General features: G+C 66.9%; 19 protein-coding genes and 1 riboswitch. Of the genes, 3 read left to right on the top strand and 16 right to left on the bottom strand.

The features are described 5' to 3' along the window. The 3 genes from ASD15_RS33230 to ASD15_RS17000 all read left to right on the top strand — a co-directional run. On the top strand, positions 1 to 246 hold a 246-nt coding region (locus ASD15_RS33230), incomplete at its 5' end, for a hypothetical protein (protein WP_229418237.1). A gap of 64 nt (positions 247 to 310) precedes the next feature. After that, positions 311 to 1,627 (top strand): nuclear transport factor 2 family protein, encoded by a 1,317-nt coding sequence (locus ASD15_RS16995; protein ID WP_057156187.1) that lies wholly within the window; start codon positions 311 to 313, stop codon positions 1,625 to 1,627. Continuing rightward, positions 1,627 to 2,823 carry a murein L,D-transpeptidase family protein gene (locus ASD15_RS17000; protein ID WP_057156188.1) on the top strand — a complete coding sequence of 399 codons (1,197 nt, stop codon included), beginning with the start codon at positions 1,627 to 1,629 and terminating at the stop codon, positions 2,821 to 2,823. The genes ASD15_RS16995 and ASD15_RS17000 overlap by 1 nt, the downstream gene beginning before the upstream one ends. Before the next feature lie 3 nt (positions 2,824 to 2,826). Here ASD15_RS17000 and ASD15_RS17005 read toward each other — a convergent pair whose 3' ends face one another. The 16 genes from ASD15_RS17005 to ASD15_RS33235 all read right to left on the bottom strand — a co-directional run. Beyond that, complete coding sequence (locus ASD15_RS17005) at positions 2,827 to 4,239, bottom strand: DHA2 family efflux MFS transporter permease subunit (RefSeq protein WP_057156189.1); 1,413 nt, start codon at positions 4,237 to 4,239, stop codon at positions 2,827 to 2,829. A gap of 42 nt (positions 4,240 to 4,281) precedes the next feature. Continuing rightward, positions 4,282 to 4,947, bottom strand: coding sequence for a 5,6-dimethylbenzimidazole synthase (gene bluB, locus ASD15_RS17010; RefSeq protein WP_057156190.1), 666 nt, complete (start codon positions 4,945 to 4,947; stop codon positions 4,282 to 4,284). Further along, a complete protein-coding gene (locus ASD15_RS17015) occupies positions 4,944 to 6,407 on the bottom strand; it encodes a cobyric acid synthase (RefSeq protein WP_057156191.1) in 1,464 nt (487 codons plus the stop codon). Before ASD15_RS17015 ends, bluB begins: the two co-directional genes overlap by 4 nt. After that, positions 6,407 to 7,282, bottom strand: coding sequence for a cobalamin-binding protein (locus ASD15_RS17020; RefSeq protein WP_057156192.1), 876 nt, complete (start codon positions 7,280 to 7,282; stop codon positions 6,407 to 6,409). The genes ASD15_RS17015 and ASD15_RS17020 overlap by 1 nt, the downstream gene beginning before the upstream one ends. Further along, complete coding sequence (gene cobD, locus ASD15_RS17025; RefSeq protein ID WP_057156193.1) at positions 7,279 to 8,298, bottom strand: threonine-phosphate decarboxylase CobD; 1,020 nt, start codon at positions 8,296 to 8,298, stop codon at positions 7,279 to 7,281. Before cobD ends, ASD15_RS17020 begins: the two co-directional genes overlap by 4 nt. Next, the gene (gene cbiB / locus ASD15_RS17030) at positions 8,291 to 9,310 is read right to left on the bottom strand and encodes an adenosylcobinamide-phosphate synthase CbiB (protein WP_057156194.1); all 1,020 of its coding nucleotides are present in this window, start codon (positions 9,308 to 9,310) and stop codon (positions 8,291 to 8,293) included. The genes cobD and cbiB overlap by 8 nt, the downstream gene beginning before the upstream one ends. Beyond that, a complete protein-coding gene (cobU, locus tag ASD15_RS17035) occupies positions 9,304 to 9,918 on the bottom strand; it encodes a bifunctional adenosylcobinamide kinase/adenosylcobinamide-phosphate guanylyltransferase (protein WP_057156195.1) in 615 nt (204 codons plus the stop codon). Before cobU ends, cbiB begins: the two co-directional genes overlap by 7 nt. A 10-nt stretch (positions 9,919 to 9,928) precedes the next feature. Continuing rightward, positions 9,929 to 11,281 carry a cobyrinate a,c-diamide synthase gene (locus tag ASD15_RS17040; protein WP_057156196.1) on the bottom strand — a complete coding sequence of 451 codons (1,353 nt, stop codon included), beginning with the start codon at positions 11,279 to 11,281 and terminating at the stop codon, positions 9,929 to 9,931. After that, positions 11,275 to 11,895, bottom strand: coding sequence for a cob(I)yrinic acid a,c-diamide adenosyltransferase (cobO, locus tag ASD15_RS17045; protein WP_057156197.1), 621 nt, complete (start codon positions 11,893 to 11,895; stop codon positions 11,275 to 11,277). The genes ASD15_RS17040 and cobO overlap by 7 nt, the downstream gene beginning before the upstream one ends. Further along, positions 11,892 to 12,665, bottom strand: coding sequence for an ABC transporter ATP-binding protein (locus ASD15_RS17050; protein ID WP_057156198.1), 774 nt, complete (start codon positions 12,663 to 12,665; stop codon positions 11,892 to 11,894). Before ASD15_RS17050 ends, cobO begins: the two co-directional genes overlap by 4 nt. After that, positions 12,662 to 13,684, bottom strand: a complete 1,023-nt coding sequence (locus tag ASD15_RS17055) for an iron ABC transporter permease (RefSeq protein ID WP_057156199.1) — start codon at positions 13,682 to 13,684, stop codon at positions 12,662 to 12,664. Before ASD15_RS17055 ends, ASD15_RS17050 begins: the two co-directional genes overlap by 4 nt. A 29-nt stretch (positions 13,685 to 13,713) precedes the next feature. Next, positions 13,714 to 15,564: a TonB-dependent receptor domain-containing protein gene (locus tag ASD15_RS17060; protein WP_057156200.1), complete on the bottom strand. Its 1,851-nt coding sequence runs from the start codon at positions 15,562 to 15,564 to the stop codon at positions 13,714 to 13,716. 65 nt (positions 15,565 to 15,629) lie between these two features. Continuing rightward, positions 15,630 to 15,860, bottom strand: a riboswitch (cobalamin riboswitch). A 5-nt stretch (positions 15,861 to 15,865) separates the two neighbouring features. Next, on the bottom strand, positions 15,866 to 16,519 hold the full coding sequence (locus ASD15_RS17065; protein ID WP_373888186.1) for a histidine phosphatase family protein: 654 nt from the start codon (positions 16,517 to 16,519) through the stop codon (positions 15,866 to 15,868). A gap of 4 nt (positions 16,520 to 16,523) precedes the next feature. After that, entirely contained in the window at positions 16,524 to 17,330 is an 807-nt protein-coding gene (locus ASD15_RS17070; protein ID WP_057156201.1) for an adenosylcobinamide-GDP ribazoletransferase, read from the bottom strand. A 9-nt stretch (positions 17,331 to 17,339) separates the two neighbouring features. Then, positions 17,340 to 18,365, bottom strand: coding sequence for a nicotinate-nucleotide--dimethylbenzimidazole phosphoribosyltransferase (gene cobT / locus ASD15_RS17075; RefSeq protein ID WP_057156202.1), 1,026 nt, complete (start codon positions 18,363 to 18,365; stop codon positions 17,340 to 17,342). A 69-nt stretch (positions 18,366 to 18,434) separates the two neighbouring features. After that, positions 18,435 to 18,632: hypothetical protein (locus ASD15_RS33235; protein ID WP_229418238.1), on the bottom strand; the 198-nt coding region annotated here is incomplete at its 5' end.

The following is an 18,632-nucleotide window of genomic DNA, read 5'->3' on the forward strand; positions in this document are numbered from 1 at the left end:
GTCCCACCCCTTCCCATCCCGAACAGGACCGTGAAACGATTTTGCGCCGATGATAGTGCTGCAACCAGTGTGAAAGTAGGTTATCGTCAGGCTAGTTATACAGAGAAGCCCACCAGTAAAGCTGGTGGGCTTTTCGCATTTATCGGCCATTTTTTCAGTACTGCAGTGCCGTGCTTCTCAATAAAAGCCCATCAAGTGATCTTGGTGGGCTTTTTTGCGTTTGGACGCAGTGTGGCTGGTTGGTAACTGTCGGTTTTGATTCGTGGCAACATTCGGTGTACCATGTCCGCTTTCCCTCCTTCAAACTCCCATGACCGCCAAGACCGACCCCAACACGCTGCGCCGTGCCGTAGGTAACGTCTGTACCGGAGCCGGACTGCTCGCCGCGCTGCTGGTCACGCCCGTATTTGCCGATGAATTGGCCGAAGTGAGCAAGCTGATGCGCGCCGGCAAGGCCGGCGAAGCACTGGCGCGTACCGATGCCTATCTGGCCAGGAATCCGGCAGATCCGCAAATGCGCTTCATGAAGGGTGTGCTGCTGACGGAGCAGAACAAGTCGGAGGCGGCGATCGCCATCTTCACCAAGCTGACGGAGGACTACAAGGATCTGCCGGAACCGTACAACAACCTGGCCGTGCTGTATGCTGCCAGCGGCCAGTACGACAAGGCGCGCGTGACGCTGGAAAAAGCTATCCGCACCAATCCCAGCTACATGACGGCGTACGAGAACCTGGGCGACGTGTACGGCCGGCTGGCCAGCCAGGCATATGACAAGGCCTTGGCGCTGGGCACCACCACGCCGCCGGCCACGTCCAAACTCACACTGTTGCGTACTTTCTCCAGCAGTACCGGCAGCAAGGCGGCGCCGGCTCCCGTTGCGCCAGCGGCGATTATTCCCGCCGCTCCCGCCGCTCCCGCCGCGACCGCATCTGCTGCGCCGGCCGCCCCGGTCAAGCTGGTGTCGCAGATACCTGAACAACCGAAGAGCGTGCCGATGCAGCGTATTCCGTCGATGGCAGTGGCGCCACAGGCTGCGCCGCCGGCGCCGCCCCCGCTTGCCGCCAAGCCCGCCCCTGCCCCTGCGCCTGTAGCCATAGCCGCAGCGCCCGCCAAACCTGCACTGGCCATAGCGCCTGCTGCAGCAGCCGCACTACCCAAGTTGCCCCCGGCCCCTGCCCGGAGCCCGGTTCCGGCCTCGGCGCCGGCGCCGGTACCGGTTGCCGCCGTTGCCGCGGCGACCGCAGTCAAAGCTGACGCGCCCAAGCTTGCCGCCCCGGCCGGCGCCAACGAGCGCGACGAGGTACTGGCCCGCGTCAACGGCTGGGCCAAAGCCTGGGCGTCGAAGGATGTGGGCGGCTATCTCGCCTACTACAGCAACGAATTCGCGCCGCCGAAAGGGCTGTCGCGCAAGGCGTGGGCCGACGAGCGCCGCGCGCGCATCGAGGGCAAGGGTCGCATCCGCGTGGACGTCAACGCGCCACAGGTGCAGATCAGCGGCGACTCCGCCAGGGTCACCTTCCGCCAGGTGTACGAATCGGACCGCCTGTCGGCCAACAGCCGCAAGACCTTGGTTATGGCGAGGCATGCCGGCAAATGGCAGATCATGCAGGAATTGTCGGGTAGCTGATGTTCCATTCCAAAGCCATTTGGGGCCGTTTGGCGCGCGGCTTGCTATGCGCCTCCCTGGTGCTGGCATCGGGCGGGAGTGGCGCGGCCGCCAAATCCGAACCCGAGCAGATGCTGGCGGAGATCTACAAGGATCTGGCGGAAAACCATCTGCGCGACGCGCAAGCCAAGGCCGACGCCCTGGTCGAAACCTATCCCCATTTCCATCTCGGCCACCTGGTGCGTAGCGATCTGCTGTTGCTGCATACGCGCCCCGTCGCCCAGCTGGGCGGCGCCGCACGCAACAAGGAAGCCGAAGCGCGCCTGCAGGACCTGCGCCGTGAAGCCGCCGCGCGCCTGAGTGCCGAGGTGCGGCCTGCCGGGGAACTGCAGCCGCGTGCGCTGCTCCAGATGCGCAAGGACCAGCGCCACGCGCTCATCGTCGACGCCAGGCGTTCCCGCGTCTACCTTTACGAACACCGCAACGGCGAGATCCGCTACGTCAGCGATTACTATTTCAGCCAGGGCAAGCTGGGCACGAACAAGGTGAAGGAAGGCGACATGCGCACGCCCATCGGCGTGTATTACATCTCCGGCCGGCTGCCCGGCTCCCGGCTGCCGGACTTCTACGGCAAAGGGGCGCTGCCGCTGGACTATCCGAATTCCTGGGACAAGCTGAATGGCCGCAGCGGCTCCGGCATCTGGATCCACGGCGTGCCGCCGGAGACCTTCAGCCGCGCGCCGCTGTCGACCGACGGCTGCGTGGTGGTCAGCAATGACGACCTGCAAAAGCTGAGCCGCATTGTGGAAGTGGGCAAAACGCCCATCCTGATCGGCGACCAGGTGGAATTCGTCCAACCGGGCGTGCGCGAGAACGACCGCAAGCTGGCCGACTCACTGCTGGAAGGCTGGCGCCGCGACGCCGAACAACGCGACAGCGGCCAGCTGCGCACGCACTATTCGGCGCGCTTCAAATCCGTCAACGACGAGTCGGCGGATGCATGGATCGCGCGCCAGCTGTTCCTGCCTGGCGCCAGGCGCGTGCACGTGGCGCTGCAGGACACCAGCCATTTCCGCCAGCCCAGCCGGGACGAGATCATTATCAGCACCTTCACGCAGCACGTCGCGGTGGGCAAATTCCGCCATTCGGTGCGGCTGCGCCAGTACTGGGCGCGCGAAGGCGCGCAGTGGAAAATCGTTTCCGAATCTGTGTTGTAGAGGTCAGCCCGCGCTGCCTTTTGCCAGCCCTTCGCCGTCGCTCTTGCGCAGGGTCCAGAAGGTGACCGAGGACAGCGCCGTCAGTACCGCCAGCGTCATGAAGGCGTGGTGCAGGGCGCTGGTCAGTGCCGCCCTGTCCGTTTGCGGCAGGTCGCCCAGGTACCATCCCGCGATCAGCGAACCGAAAGCCAGTCCGAAACTCATCGACAGCTGCTGCAGCGAACTGGCGATGGTGCTGGCCATGCTGCTGTCCGCGCCCTCGATGTCGGCGTAGGCGATGCTGTTCATGCTGGAGAACTGCAGCGAATTGAAGAAGCCCAGGCAAAGGCCGATCGCCACGATGGCGTACAGCGGCGTGCCCGGCCCCACCAGCGTGTACATGGCGATGGTGCAGCCGATCAGCAGCGTGTTTACGATCAGCACGTGGCGGTAGCCGAAGCGCGCCAGCACACGGGTGGAGATGAACTTCATGCCCATGGCCGCAGCGGCGGCCGGCATCATCAGCAGGCCGGATTGCCAGGCCGGCAAGCCCAGGCCCAGCTGGTACAGCAGCGGCAGCAGGAACGGCAGGCCGCCTATGCCCAGGCGGGTGACGAAGCCACCCAGCACCGACACGCGAAAGGTACGTACGCGCAGCAGCGCCAGGCGCAGCAAGGGAAATGGGGCCTGGCTGGCGTGCCAGGCGTAAGCCGCCAGCAGGCTGCATGAAATGAACAGCAGCACGCCTGCCGAGGTGGGGTCGAGCTTGTGTTCGCCGAATACTTCCAGCAGCCATGACAGCAGTGCCACGCCGGTGCCGAACAGCACCAGGCCAATCAGGTCCAGCGGGCGCTGCACGTCCGCGCGGTAGTCCGGCAGGTGGCGCCACGCCAGGTAGATGGCGGCCACACCCACCGGCACATTGATGAAGAAGATCTCGCGCCACGACAGCCAGTGCACGATCAGCCCACCCACGGTGGGGCCGAGCAAGGGCCCGATCAGCGCCGGGATGATGACGAAGTTCATGGCCGATAGCAGTTCGGCCTTGGGGAAGGTGCGGATGATGGCGATGCGCCCGACCGGCATCATCATCGCCGCGCCCAGCCCCTGCAGCAGCCGCGCCGCCACCAGCATGGGCGAGTTGATGGACAGCCCACACAGCACGGAGGCGATGGTGAAGATGGCGATGGCGGTCATGAACACGCGCCGCGTCCCGTAACGGTCGGCCATCCAGCCGCTGATGGGAATCGCCACCGCCAGGCTGAGAATGTAGCTGGTGACCACCGCCTTCAGGCTCAGCGGCGTCACTTGCAGGCTGGCGGCCATGCTGGGAATCGCCGTGTTGACGATGGTGGAGTCGAGCTGCTCCATGAACAGGGTGGTGGCAACCACCCAGGGCAGATAGCGCTTGGTCGAGGATGTCGCGGAACTGGTCATGCAGCCGATTGTCACACAATACGGCGCTGCGCGCCTCCCGCTTTAGTCCGCCGGTTGGCCGGCCTGCGCGCCCCAGCTATCTTCATACAGCACCCGCTGCGCCGGCATGCGCTGGTCCCAGCGCTCAAGTTCCAGCATGGGCGCGCGGTAGAACTCATCCACCTGGCCCACGCACAGCACCGCGATCGGCTGGCTGCCGTCAGGCATGCCGCACAGCTCGCGCAGGCGCTGTGGATCGAACAGCGACACCCAGCCCGCGCCTATGCCTTCGGCGCGCGCCGCCAGCCAGAAGTTCTGGATCGCGCAGGAAGCGGACGCCAGGTCCATTTCCGGCATGGTGCGGCGACCGAACACAAAGCGCTCGCGCTGGTCGATCAGGCCCACCACCAGCACTTCGGCGCAGGCCAGGATGCCTTCCACTTTCAGCCGCATGAACTCCTCCGCGCGCTGGCCCAGCGCTTCTGCGGTGAGTTTGCGCTCATCGTCCACCAGCTGGTGGATCTGCGCGCGCAGTGCCGGGTTGACGATGCGGATGAAGCGCCAGGGCTGCATCAGTCCCACGCTGGGACCATTGTGGGCGGCCGCGATGAAGCGTTCCAGCTGGCCCGGCTCCAGCGGCCCCGGTTTGAAGTGGCGCACGTCGCGCCGCTCGCGGATGGCGCGGTACACGCCGTCGATCTCGGCCGGGCTGAATGCGTGCGGGCTCACGCCGCGCGTTCCAGTTTGAGGAGCGCGTCCAGCAACGGCCGGCTGGCCTCGGCGATACGGTCCAGGCTCGCTTCCCGCAACGCGGACGTGTCCACCCGGTGCTCGGTGTGCAGGCCCGCCCAGTGCAGCAGCGCCGCGCATGCCTGCGGCGCGTCGAACAGGCCGTGCAGATACGTGCCGAGTATTTGGCCGTCCGGCGAGCGCGCGCCTTCCGGCCTGCCATCGATGCGGAAGGCGGGCCGCGACAGGGCCGGGCCGTCCGACACGCCCATGTGAATTTCGTAGCCGCTCACGGCGGCGTGCATCGCGTCCTGCGAGAAGGCGCAGGTGCCGCTCACCTGCACCAGGCGTTTTTCGCTGGTCAGGCTGGTGTGCATGGCGAGCAGGCCCAGGCCCGGCGAACGGCCGGGGGCGCCTTCGATGCCCAGCGGGTCGCTCACGTCCTGGCCCAGCATCTGGAAGCCGCCGCAAATGCCGATCACCTTGCCGCCGTAGCGCAGGTGGCGTTCGATCTTCTCCGGCCAGCCCTGTGCGCGCAGCCACTCCAGGTCGGCGCGCGTGTTTTTGCTGCCGGGGATGACGATCAGGTCCGCCGGCGGGATGGCTTCGCCCTGGCGCACGAACGTCAGGTCCACGTCCGGGTGCGCGCGCAGTGCATCGAAGTCGGTGTGGTTGCTCATGCGCGGCAGGCTGGGCACAACCACGCGGAAAGCGCCGCGTGTAGCCTGCACCGGCTGCACCGCATCCTCGGCATCCAGGAACAGGCCGTGCAGATACGGCAGCACCGCCAGCACCGGCTTGCCGGTCTGCTCCTCCAGCCAGTCCAGGCCCGGCTCCAGCAGCTTGATGTCACCCCGGAAGCGGTTGATGACAAAGCCGATGGTGCGGTCACGCTCGCTCTGCGACAGGCAGGACAGCGTGCCGACGATGTGCGCGAACACGCCGCCCCGGTCGATGTCCGCCACCAGCACCACCGGGCAGTCCACCGCCTCGGCAAAGCCCATGTTGGCGATGTCGCGGTCGCGCAGGTTGATCTCGGCAGGGCTGCCGGCGCCTTCCACCACCACGGCTTCATACTGCGCGGCCAGGCGCGCGTGCGATTCCAGCACGGCGCCCATGGCGATGGTCTTGTACTGGTGGTAGTCGCGCGCGTTCATCTCGGCGCGCACCTTGCCGTGGATGACCACTTGCGCGCCGGTGTCGCTCGACGGCTTCAGCAGCACGGGGTTCATGTCGGTGTGCGGCGCCAGGCCTGCGGCGATGGCTTGCAGCGCCTGCGCGCGGCCGATCTCGCCGCCGTCGGCGGTAACGGCGCTGTTGAGCGCCATGTTTTGCGGCTTGAACGGTACCACCCGCACGCCGTCCTGCCTGAGCAGGCGGCACAGGGCCGCCACCACGGTGCTTTTGCCGGCATCCGAGGTGCAGCCCTGCACCATCAATGTCTTGTACGGGAACGCCATCAGTTTTTCCTGTGCTGGCGCGCCAGTTCCAGCTTTTCGCACAGCACCGCCGTGCCCTGGATCATGCGCGGGCCGGAGCGGTTCAGCAGGTGGCCGTCAACGGTGAACAGGTTGTCATTCTTCACTGCCAGCATGGTCTTGTAAGGGCGCCACAGGTTCACGCCGCCGTAGTTTTTTTCCGCCGTTGCGAACACCGCTTCCGGGTCTTCGCGCAGCACGCCTTCGATATCCACCACCGGCGCGGTGATCTTCATGCCGCCGAAGATGTTCACGCCGCCGCAAACGCGCATGGCGTCGCTGACGATATGGCTGCCGCTGAGCGTGTAGAGCGGCTTGTCCCACACCTGGTAGAAAATGCGTACCGGCGCACGCCTGGAATACTGGGCGGTGAGGGCGGCCAGCTTGTCGCGCCATTCGGTCGCCACTTTGCTGGCCACGGCTTCGGTGCCGAGCAGCTGGCCCATGCGCTGGATGTTGTCCGGTATGTCGGCCAGCTTCTTGGGTTCGCTGTGGAACAGCGGAATGCCGAGCTGGCGCAGCGTATCGATCTGGCGTTCCGAACTGCCGTGCATCCAGATCACGATCAGGTCCGGCTTCAGTGCAGCGATGCGTTCCATGTCCACCTGGCGGTTGTCGCCAATGTTGGGGATCTTCTTGGCCGCTTCAGGATAGTCGCTATAGGTGACGGTGCCGACGATCTTGTCGCCGCCGCCGGCCGCGAACAGCAGCTCGGTGACGTGCGGCGCCATGGCGATGACGCGCTGCGCCGGCTTCTGCAGGGTGACGGGTTTGCCGTCGTCGTCCAGAACGGTGATCGCGGCATGCGCGGACGTGACGGCGGAGGCGACGGCCATCATGCACAGGAGTTTGTTCATCGTTGTTCCTTGTTCCATAGAGAGAGTGCTTGTTCCAGGCGTTGCCAGCCTGCTTCGTCCGGCGGCAGGCCGAGGCGGATGCCGCGCGCGGCCTTGGTAAACAGCCGCACCCAGATGCCTTGCCGCGCCATGTGTTCGTGGAAGGATTCGGCGCGCGCTTCGGGCCACCACTGGAACAGCGCGCAGCCGCTGGAGCGGATACCGTGCGCGGCCAGCAGGCGTTCCAGGCGTTGTCCGCCGGCGCGCAATTGCACGCGCATGCGCTGCTGCCAGGCTGCGTCGCGCAGTGCGGCCAGTGCCACCTGCTGCGCGGGACCGCTGACGGTCCAGGGGCCGAGCAGGTCGGCCAGCCCATCCAGCAGTGCGGGCTGCGCGGCCACGAAGCCGAGCCGCAGCCCGGCCAGGCCGAAGAATTTGCCGACCGAGCGCAGGACGATCAGGCCGTCCGGTATCTGGTTTGCCGCATCGTCCGCCGCATCGCCCGGCGCACCGCCGGCGGCGCTGGCTTGCAGTGCCGTGTCGCCGAAAGCTTCGTCCACGATCAGCCAGCCGCCGCGCGCGGAGAGCTGGGCCGCCCACTCGAGCAGGCGTTCGCGCGGCACGGTGGCGCCGGTAGGGTTGTTCGGGTTGACCACCACCATCACGTCGCACTCGGCGACGGCGGCGTCCAGTGCGTCGTATGGGACTTGCCGCAGCGTGTGGCCATGCTGCGCCCAATGGTGGGCATGTTCGGCATACGAAGGCGCCGCCACCACCACGCGCGAGGGCAGCCGCAAGCGGGGCAATGCCTGGATAGCCGCTTGCGTACCGGCCACCGGCAACATCTGCGGTGCGCCGTAGTAGGCCTGCGCCGCCAGCACCAGCGCCGGATCGGGCTCCGGCAGCCTATGCCAGGCGTTGCCGGCAATGGCTGGCGCCGGATACCACGCGGGGTTGATGCCGGTGGACAGGTCAAGCCAGTCATTGCGGCCGTAGCGCATAGCGGCCTGGCGCAGGTTGCCGCCGTGTTCAAGCATGGGAGTCTCCTGCAATGCCGGTCGCCGGCTGGAGTGCCGCCGACGTAGCCGATGCCGCCGGCACGGTCGCCACGAGCGCTGCGATGGCTGCTGCAATGATAAGCCAGAGCGCGGTGGTGCGCGCCACCAGTTGCCATGCGCGCGCGATATCCGCGCCTTGGGCGGAGCTGCCGCTGCCGAGCGGTGGACGCTGTTCGGTTTCGCCGTCATAGATCGCCGCGCCTCCCAGCGCCAGGCCGAGCGCACCGGCGCCGCTGGACATGACGGGGCCGGCGTTCGGGCTGCTCCATGCCGGCGCCTGCGTGCGCCAGCAATGCCAGGCCAGGCGCTTGCCCGCCAGCGTGGGCGCGAGCAGCACATAAGAGAGTGCTGTCAGGCGCGCCGGGACATAGTTCAACGCGTCGTCGAGGCGGGCGGCGGCGCAGCCGAACTGCAGAAAGCGCGCATTGCGGTAGCCCCACATGGCGTCCAGCGTGTTCGCCAGGCGGAACAGCACCGCGCCGGGGCCGCCTGCGATGGCGAACCAGAACAAAGTGCCGAACACCGCGTCGTTGCCGTTTTCAAGCAGCGATTCGGTGCTGGCTTTGGCCAGGTCCGCAGGCGTGGCGTTGGCCGTGTCGCGGCTGACGATGCGGGAGGTCAGGTAGCGCGCGGCCGGCAGGTCGCCCTTGGACAGCGCCGTGGCGATAGGCAAATTGTGGTCGCGCAGGCTGCGCAAGCCGATGCAGAAGTACAGCATCAACGCGTGCAGTGCGAAGCCGGCGGCGGCCGTTGTTGCAGTGGCGGCCGCAGCCCATGCCAGCAGCGTGACCGGTGCGACCGCCAGCAGCCAGGCCAACGCGCCGCGCGGGAAGCGCGAGCCATCCCGGTTCAGGCGGCGCTCGATGGCGCTGGCCAGGTTGCCGAAGCCGACCAGCGGGTGCCAGCGTGGCGTTTCGCCCAGCAGCAGATCGAGTGCCACGCCCGCCGCGAGCAGCAGCGCGATGGCGGCGGCGCTCATCCCCATCAGCATGGTGCGCCTTTCAGCACGAGGGGCAACCCGGCCGCCACGAATACGGCACGGTCGCACACGGCGGCGACAGCCTGGTTCAGGCGTCCCGCTTCGTCGGTGAAGGCGCGCGAGATCGCGCCATACGGCACGATGCCCATGCCGACTTCGTTCGACACCAGCACGATGTCGCCCATGGTATCCGCTTCCAGGCCAGCGCCGCTGGCCGTCGCCGGCGCCGCCGGACCGTCAGCCGCCCGCGCCAGCACGTCCAGCAGCGCCGCGCGCTCCGCATGGAAGCGCGCCGGCAGGGCGATCTCGCCCACGTCCGGGTATTCCGTGCCGTCAGCGAACATCAGGTTGCTGAGCCACAGCGTCAGGCAATCGACCAGCACCAGGCGGCCGGGCGTGCACCATTGCTGCAGCGTTTGCGCGAGCGCCAGCGGTTCCTCGACAGTCCTCCAATCGGCGGGCCGCCGACGCTGGTGGTGGCCGATGCGTACTTCCATCTCGCCATCCCCGGCGTGCGCCGTGGCGAGGTAGACCACCTCCTTGCTGGAGGTAATGGCGAGCTGCTCCGCATACGCGCTCTTGCCCGAGCGTGCGCCGCCAAACACCAGCGTGCAGGTCATTGCGCAATCCTCATGCCGCGCTCCGCGTAAACATGGCCGCTACCGCCGCCGGATTGGACGGGAAGTAGGCATGGAAATAGGAGGCCGTCAGCGATCCCAGCTTGTAGACCGCCTCGCCGTCCAGCCCCGACGGATGCTTCACCGTGCGCACGGAAGGCGCTACCGGCGTTTCCAGGGTCGAGTAGTGAAAAGTGTGGCCGCGTAAAACGCCATGGGGCGTTGGCATGCCTTGCGAGCCCAGCCCGGCCAGGCGCGCCTGCATGGCCACGCGGCCGGGCAGCACCGCCGCCATGTTCCAGACTGCCCCGGCCTTGTCGGCCAGGGTTTCCGCCAGCGCCATCATGCCGCCGCACTCCGCCAAGATGGGGGTGCCGTCACGGTGCGCCGCGCGGATGGATTCCTGCCAGCGCTGCGCGTAGGCCAGCTTCTCCGCATGCAGTTCGGGATAGCCGCCCGGCAGATAGACCGCGTCCGCGCCTGCCGGCACGGGATGGTCCGCCAGCGGCGAGAAGAATTCCAGCGTGGCGCCTAGTTCGCACAAGGTTTCCAGGTTGGCCGGGTACAGGAACATGAAGGCCGCGTCGCGCGCGATGGCGATCTTGCGGCCAGCCAAGGGACGCGCATTGGAGAGTGCTTCGCGCGGCTCTGCGGCTGCGGCGGCACTGGCTGCCGCCAGCGCGTCCCCCAGCTCCAGGCGCGTGCTGCGCAGATTGCTCCACGCGGCCTCGTCGAAGTTCAGCTGGTCCGCCAGCTGGTCCAGAATCTCATCGATGCCATCCACCTCGGATGGCAGCACCAGCCCCAGGTGGCGCTCGGGCAGCGAGCGAGCCTGCTTGGGCAGGGTGGCGAACAACGGAATGTCGCGCAGCGAGGCCGCCACCATGGCCGCGTGTCCGGGGCTGGCGACCCGGTTGGCGATCACGCCCGCCATGTCCACCGGTCCGTAGTCGCGCAGGCCATGCACCAGCGCGCCGGCCGTTTGCGCCATGGAGCCCGCGTCGATCACCGCCATCACCGGCACGCCGAATTCGCGCGCCAGGTCCGCCGAAGACGGCGAGCCGTCGTACAAGCCCATTACCCCTTCAATCAGGATCACGTCCGCCTCCAGCGCGGCTTGCGCCAGTTGTGCGCGGCAAGCCTCGCGGCCCACGATCCACAGGTCCAGCGATTTCACGGGCGCGCCGCTGGCGCGTTCCAGCAGCATGGGGTCGATGAAGTCCGGCCCGCATTTGAATACGCGCACCTTGCGGCCCATCCGGGTCAGCTTGCGCGCCAGCGCGGCCGTCACGGTGGTCTTGCCCTGGCCGGACGCCACCGCCGCCACCAGCACCGTCGGGGCGTTGATATGCGAGGACGTTACCATTCCGTGCCCGCCTGCGCGCCGATGCCGGCCTTGAAGGCATGCTTGACCACGTTCATCTCGGTGACGGTGTCCGCCACGTCGACCAGCTCCTGCGGCGCGCCGCGCCCGGTGATCACCACGTGCTGCATGGCCGGCCGCTCCAGCAGGTCGGCGATCACCGTGTTCACGTCCAGGTAGCGGTATTTCAGCGCAATGTTCAGTTCATCCAGCACCACCAGGCCCACGCCGGGGTCGGCCAGGAAGCGCTTGGCCTGCTCCCACGCCAGTTCGGCCTTCTCGATGTCGCGCTCGCGGTTCTGGGTTTCCCAGGTATAGCCCTCGCCCATGGAGTGGAAGCTCACTTCCTCGGGGAAGCGGCGCAGGAACAGCTCTTCGCCGGTCTGCATGGCGCCCTTGATAAACTGCACCACGCCCACTTTCATGCCGTGGCCCATGGCGCGCACCGCCATGCCGAAGCCGGAAGAGCTCTTGCCCTTGCCGTTGCCGGTGTTGACGATGATGATGCCGATCTGCTTGTCCGCCGCCGCGATCTTGGCGTCGATGATGGCCTTCTTGCGCTCCATGCGGATGCGGTGACGCTCGTTCAGTGCGTCGATGTCATTATTCTCATTCATGCGGTTTCTTCCTTCGGTATGAAGATGTGGCGCTGGCCGTGCCGGATCACGTCGATCGGATGGCCCAGGTAGTCGCTCAGGATGTCCGGTTGCATCACGTCAGCCACCGGCCCGGCCAGCCAGCGGCCGTCGCCCATCAGCAGCAGGGCATGGGTGGAGACGCTGTGCGCCAGCGTGAGGTCATGGCCGACCATCACCACGGTTTTATGTTGTTCGCGGCACAGGCGCGCCAGCAGGCGCATCACGCTTACCTGGTGCGCCAGGTCCAGCGCATTGGCCGGTTCGTCCAGCAGCAGCAGCGGCGTGTCCTGCGCCAGCATGGCGGCGATGGCCACGCGCTGGCGCTCGCCGCCCGACAGCGTGCGCACATTGCGCTGCGCCAGTTCCGCCACTTCCATCGCCGCCAGGGCCTCCATGGCCAGGCGGTGGTCGTCGGTGTTTTCCCAATAGCGGTCGCCGTGGTAGGGATGGCGCGCCGACAGCACGGTTTCGATCACGCTGTAGGCGAAAGCGTCGTTGCGCGACTGCGCCAGGAAGGCGCGCTCGCGCGCCAGCTCGGCCAGCGGCCAGTCCGGCAGGCTGCGGCCCTGGATGGACACGCCGCCTTCCTGCAGCGGAATCAGTCCTGCCAGGGTGCGCAGCAGCGTGCTCTTGCCCGCGCCGTTGCGGCCGATCACGCTCCAGCATTCGCCGTCGCGCACTTGCCAGCTCAGGTTGTCGATCAGCGTGCGCGCGCCGATGCGCAGTGTCAAATTGCCGGTAGCGATCATTTCTGCAGCCTGTGGAGTTGATACAGGAACACCGGCGTGCCGATCAGCGCGGTGACCACGCCCACCGGCAGCTGCAGCGGCGCAAACAGGGTGCGCGCCAGGGTATCGGCCAGCACCAGGTAGCCGCCGCCGGTCAGCATCGCCGCCGGGATCAGCACGCGGTGGTCCGGACCGAAGGCGAAGCGGCAGGCGTGCGGCACGATCAGCCCCACGAAGCCCACGCTGCCCGCATTGGTCACCGCGCTGGCGGTCAGCAGGGCGGACACGAAGAACAGCCCCTTGCGCAGCGCGCCCACGTTGATGCCCAGCGTGACGGCCGCCTCGGCGTGCAGCGCCATCACATTGATGGCCCGCGCGCTGCGCAGCGCGAACACGGTGGCGCCGGCCAGCACGATCCACGGTATCCAGCGCATCGGTGCGCCGGCCAGGTCGCCGATCAGCCAGAACACCATGGTGCGCAGGCGGCTTTCAGGGGCTATCGACAGCATCAGCGTGATCAGCGCCGTGCAGGCCGCCGTCAGGATCACGCCGGTGAGCAGCAGCAGGGCGGTGCCGCCTTCGGCCGCCGCGCCGCTGCGCATGTCGCGCCGCGCCAGGAAGTACAGCATCATGGACACGGCCACGGCGCCGCCGAAGGCCGCCGCATCCACCACCCAGGCCGCGCACATGAACATCATGGCCGCCAGCGCTCCCACCGCCGCGCCCGACGAAATGCCCAGCACATAGGGGTCTGCCAGCGGATTGCGCAGCAGGGCCTGCATCATCACCCCCGCCAGCGACAGCGCCGCGCCGGTGACGAAGGCGGTCAGCGCACGGCTGCCGCGCAGGTCGAGCAGGGTGGCGGCCAGGCTGTCGGCCTTGCCGTTCCACAGTTCGCCCAGCGCGCCGGGAATGTCGGACAGCGGAATGTGAACCGAGCCGGTTACGCCGGAAAACAGCAGGCTGCCGATGACGAACAGCAGCAGGCCGCCGGTGATGGCGGTTGCCCGTGCGCGCAGCTTGGAGGAATGTGGATGCATGGTGCCTTACGTACCTTAGGTTAAATGCTTTACTTGATACCGTAGCGTACAGCGGCGAAGAACTTGGCGCCCGGCGTGGCGTAGTTGCGCGCCACCTCGTAGTTCTTGTCGGTGACGTTGTTCATGCGCGCCAGTACCGACCAGTCGCGCGCGAACTGCCAGGTGGCATACAGGTTCAGCAGGCTGTAGCCGCCCAGGCGGTTGCGGTTGGCAGCGTCGTCGAAGCGGCTGCCGGAAACCTGCAGTTCGGCGCCGGCGGTCAGCGCGCCTGCGGCGTATTCTACGCTGGCGTTGCCGTGTTTTTTAGAGCGGCGCGCCAGCGATTTGCCGGTGGTCTCATCCTTCGGGTCTTGCCAGTCCGCGTTGGCGGCCACGGTGAAGGCGCCGATGCGGCGGCCGGCGTTCAGCGATACGCCTTCCAGCATGGCGTGGTTCACGTTGTACGAGCAGCTGCCTTTGCGGGTCGGGTCCGGGCATGGCGTGGTGGTCACCAGCATATCGGTCAGCTTGTTGCGGTAGATGCTGGCGCCGAATTCGGTCACGCCGTCGTCGTACTGCAGGCTCGCTTCGCCGTTGCGACCCTGCTCAGGCTTGTTGTTCTCGTAGCCAAAGCCCGGGTAGTACAGCTCGTTGAAGGTGGGCGCACGGAAGCTGGTGCCGAAGCTGGCGCTGGCGCGCAGCGCGCTGCTGAAGCGGTAGCCGTAGCCGGCCGAACCGGTGGTCTTGGTGCCGTATTGCGAGCTGTCGTCCGCGCGCAGGCCGAAGGTGGCCAGGTGCGCGCCGCGCTTCAGGCTGTAGGCACCGGCGTAGGAGTCGGTCTTGCGAACCTTGCCCAGTGCGGGCGTGGAGCCGGAGACCACCTTCTCTTCGCGGTGGCCGAACAGCACTTGCAGCGTGTCCTCGCCGATGCGGATGTCGTTTTGCCAGGTGACGTCGGTCTGCTTGCTGTCGATGCGGCTGTAGGAGCTGGCCACGCCGGTGTCGGAGATCGAGGTGTCTTCTGCCTTGGCCAGCTGCACGGTGCTGTACCAGTTGTCCATGACCTGGTTTTTGCTGAACACGCCCAGGTTGGCCAGCTTGGTCTGGCTGCGCGTATCGTAGCGGCTGGCGCCGCTGTCGAACTGGCCGTTGGTGCGGCTGTTCAGGAATACCAGGCCCAGGTCGTGGCCCTTGGCCAGTTCGAATCCGAACTGGCCGGAAGTGCTGGTGCGCTCGTAGCCGTCATCGTCCGCGTTGTAGTTGCTGGTGCCTGGCTTGGTGGACGAGAAGCCGTCCGACTGTTCACGGCCGGCGCTGATGGCGTAGCTGAAGCTGTTGTCGCCTGCGCTGGCACCGGAAATGCTGGCGTCGTACTTGCGGGTCTGGTCGCTGCCCACGCCGGCGGAGGCGGCCACGTTCGGCGCACCGGCGCCTTTTTTAGTGAAGATCTGCACCACGCCGCCGATGGCGTCGGCGCCGTACAGGGTGCTCATCGGGCCGTATACGATCTCGATGCGTTCGATGGCCTGCAGCGGAATGCCGGACCAGCTGGCCGTGCCGGAGGTGATCGAACCGATGCGCACGCCGTCCACCAGCACCACGGTCTGGTTGGCATTGGCGCCGCGCAGGTAGACGCTGGAGTTGGTGCCCGGGCCGCCGTTGCGGGCGATTTCGATGCCGCGCTGGCGCTGCAGCAGGTCGGTGATGGAGCCGGCGCCGGAACGGGCGATGTCTTCCGCTTGCAAGGTGACGACGTCGCTCAGCACATCGCGCTGCAGTTGCGCCGAGCGGGTGGCGGTGACGATGACGGCGTCCGATACGGTGATCTGGGCGAAGGAAGGCGCGGCCATAGCCATGGCCAGCGACGTCAGGGCCGCGTGCCGGATTACAGGAAAGCTCATAGTATTTCTTTGTATAGTATGCAACCAGCCTACTTCCCCGTGGGCTGGATTGAACAGATGCGCGCTGCGCATCCACCTGCTTTGGCCGGTATCCGGGCTCGCAAGTTGAACTGCCTTACCTTCCCATGCAGTGCACAGTGGTTTGTCGGAGGCAGCTTGTCGCCGTGGGCGACACTTGTTTACCGTTGCGGGGGCAGCACACGTTGGCCGTTTTCCTGGTAGGGGCGCGGCTTCGTGTTTCCCGTTTAACTGCGCGCATGGGCATGCGCGCGGGCACCAAAACCCCGCCATTATACGGACTTCAGGCCGCGGCTTCCAGAATGACAGTCTCGCCGTAGGCGATCTTGTGCGGCAAGGCGGCGGCCCGCAGCGCGATCTCGGCCAGCGGCAGGCCGCCTTGCAGGCCCGCCTCGAGCGCCACCATCAGGCGGATCGTGCCAGCGTGGCAGATGATGGCAACTTCATGCGCGCCGCGCGCTCGCCCGTCGCAGGCGGCCCCGCTGTGCCGGGCAAGCAGCTCGGCGCGGAAGGCTGCCACGCGTTCGGCCACTTGCAGCACGCTCTCGCCGCCGCCGGGACGGTAGCAGGCCAGGTCCGCCGCCCAGGCATCCACTTCGGTGCGCGGGATATCGTCCCAGCTGCGCCGCTCCCAGGCGCCGAAGTCCATCTCCGCCAGGCGCGCATCCAGCGTGTGGGCGCCGAGCAGGCTAGTCAGGGCGGTGCAGCGCTGTAAAGGGCTGGAGTAGAGCGGCGTGCCGGGCGGGATGCTGGCGCTGGCCAGCAGCGCGGCATGCACGCGCGCGACGTCGTGCGGCGCGGCGGCCAGGTCGCTGCTGCCGTAGCAGACGCCCGGCGCCACCAGCGGTTGCGGATGACGGACCAGGATCAGGCGCATCGGCTGCCCCTGTCCCTGCCGCGACGCGGCCGGGCTGGCGCCAGCGCCGCCGCTGCCCATGTGTTCATGCCGCCCACGCGCCGTGGCCAAGGCCGGCCAGCACGCACAGGTAAATCAGCACTTCGGCCAGTTGCTGCACCGCGCCCAAACAGTCGCCCGTGTAGCCGCCGATGCGGCGTGCGCATTTGCGACCCAGCCAGGCGGCTGCGGCCAGCGCGGCCAGCAAGGCGGCGCAAATGGACAACCACGGCAGCCATCCCGCCGCGCCGATCGCCGCTGCAGGCAACGCTGTGCAGACGCATGCGATGGCAAATTCGTCCCCACTCATCTCCTGCGCCATCGGCTTGGCCTTGCCTTCCGCGCGCGCGTATTCCATGCGCCAGATCAGCGAGGTGGCGGCGAGGCGCGACAGCGGGTGCGCCAGGAACAGCGCGGCCACCGCCGTGGCGGGCGGCAGCATGGCCAGCACCGTGCACTTCACCGCCAGCAGGCAGATGGTGCCGATCGCGCCGTACGCGCCAATGCGCGAATCCTTCATGATCTCCAGCACGCGCTCGCGCGTCATGCCGCCGCCGAAGCCGTCGCACATGTCGGCAAAGCCGTCTTCATGGAAAGCGCCGGTGGCGTAAATGCCGGCGGCCGTCGCCAGCAGCACGGCCACCGGCGCGGGGAACACGAAGGCAGCCGCCGCATACACGGCCGCAGCGAGGGCGGCTACCACCAGCCCTACCAGCGGGAAATAACGCGACGCGTGGTGCAGCCACGCGGAATCGAAACCTACCCACGCTGGAATGGGCAACCGCGTGAAAAACTGCAGTGCGATGAAGAACAGGCGCAGCTGGTGAAGGGGAGCACGGAGCGCGTGACGCATGGCGGGCGCTTACTCGGACTTTTCGCTGACCTGGGCCGACTCGAAGGTCGCCATCTGGTTCACGAAGTTTACCGCCGCTTGCAGTAGCGGCAAGGCCAGTGCGCTTCCGGTACCTTCGCCCAGGCGCAGGCCCAGGTTCAACAACGGGCGCGCGCCCAGGTTGTCCAGCATCAGCTTGTGTCCACTCTCGTCCGAGCAATGCGCGAACACGCAGTAGTCGAGGATGGCCGGCTGCAGGCGCGCGGCCACCAGTAGCGCGCTGGTGACGATGAAGCCGTCGATCAGCAGCACCTTGCGCATTTCGGCCGCCTTCAGCATGGCGCCCGCCATCATGGCAATCTCGAAGCCGCCGAATGCCGCGAGCACGCCCAGTGGATCGGAGATGTCCGCATGCTTCGCAACTGCCGCCTCGATCACGTGCTGTTTGTGCAGCACGCCCTCGGCCGACAGCCCGGTGCCCGCGCCTACGCAATGCGCCACCGGGATGCCGGTCAGCTTGTGCATCAGCGCGGCGGCGGCGGTAGTGTTCCCGATACCCATCTCGCCAAAGCCCACCACATTGCCCGGCAGGTCCGCGGCCAGCGCCGCGCCATGTGCCAGCGCGGCAGCGCATTGTTCCGCCGTCATGGCTGGTTCCTGCGCGAAGTTGCGGGTGCCGTGTGCCACCTTGCGGTCGTGCAGGCCGTTGCGCGCGCCGAAGTCATGATTTACGCCCGCGTCCACCACATGCAGAGCGCAGCCCATCTGCCGCGCGAACACATTGATGGCGGCGCCCTGGCCGAGGAAGTTTTCCACCATCTGCCAGGTCACGTCCTGCGGATAGGCGGAAACGCCTTCCGCAACGACGCCGTGGTCTCCTGCGAATACCAGGATTGCCGGACCCACTATAGAGAGCGCCGTCGTACCCTGGATCAGGCCGATCTGTTTGGCAAGCACCTCCAGGACGCCCAGGCTGCCGAGCGGCTTGGTCTTGTTGTTAACGACGCGCTCCAGCGCAGCGGACAGTTCGGCATTCGCGGTAGGGGAAATTTGCATGGGAATTCATAGAGAAGGAAAACGAGTTGCGATGGTACAGCTTGCCCTTGCGGAATGCGAGAGCCTTTGCTATAGTTCTGTCCCCGCGCTGCTGAGCACTGCTTGCAGCGTAGGAGAGGTAGGAAAACAGGGGTTGACGGATTTAACGAAACGCCCCATAATCTCATCTCTCTGCTGCTGAACAAAACGCTTCAGCAACAACGCAGAATTCTTTAAAAATTTACAATCGATAAGTGTGGGCGTTTGATGATGATGCCGGAGGCGCAA

It is taken from the genome of Massilia sp. Root351 (assembly GCF_001425045.1).
GTDB lineage: Bacteria > Pseudomonadota > Gammaproteobacteria > Burkholderiales > Burkholderiaceae_D > Rugamonas.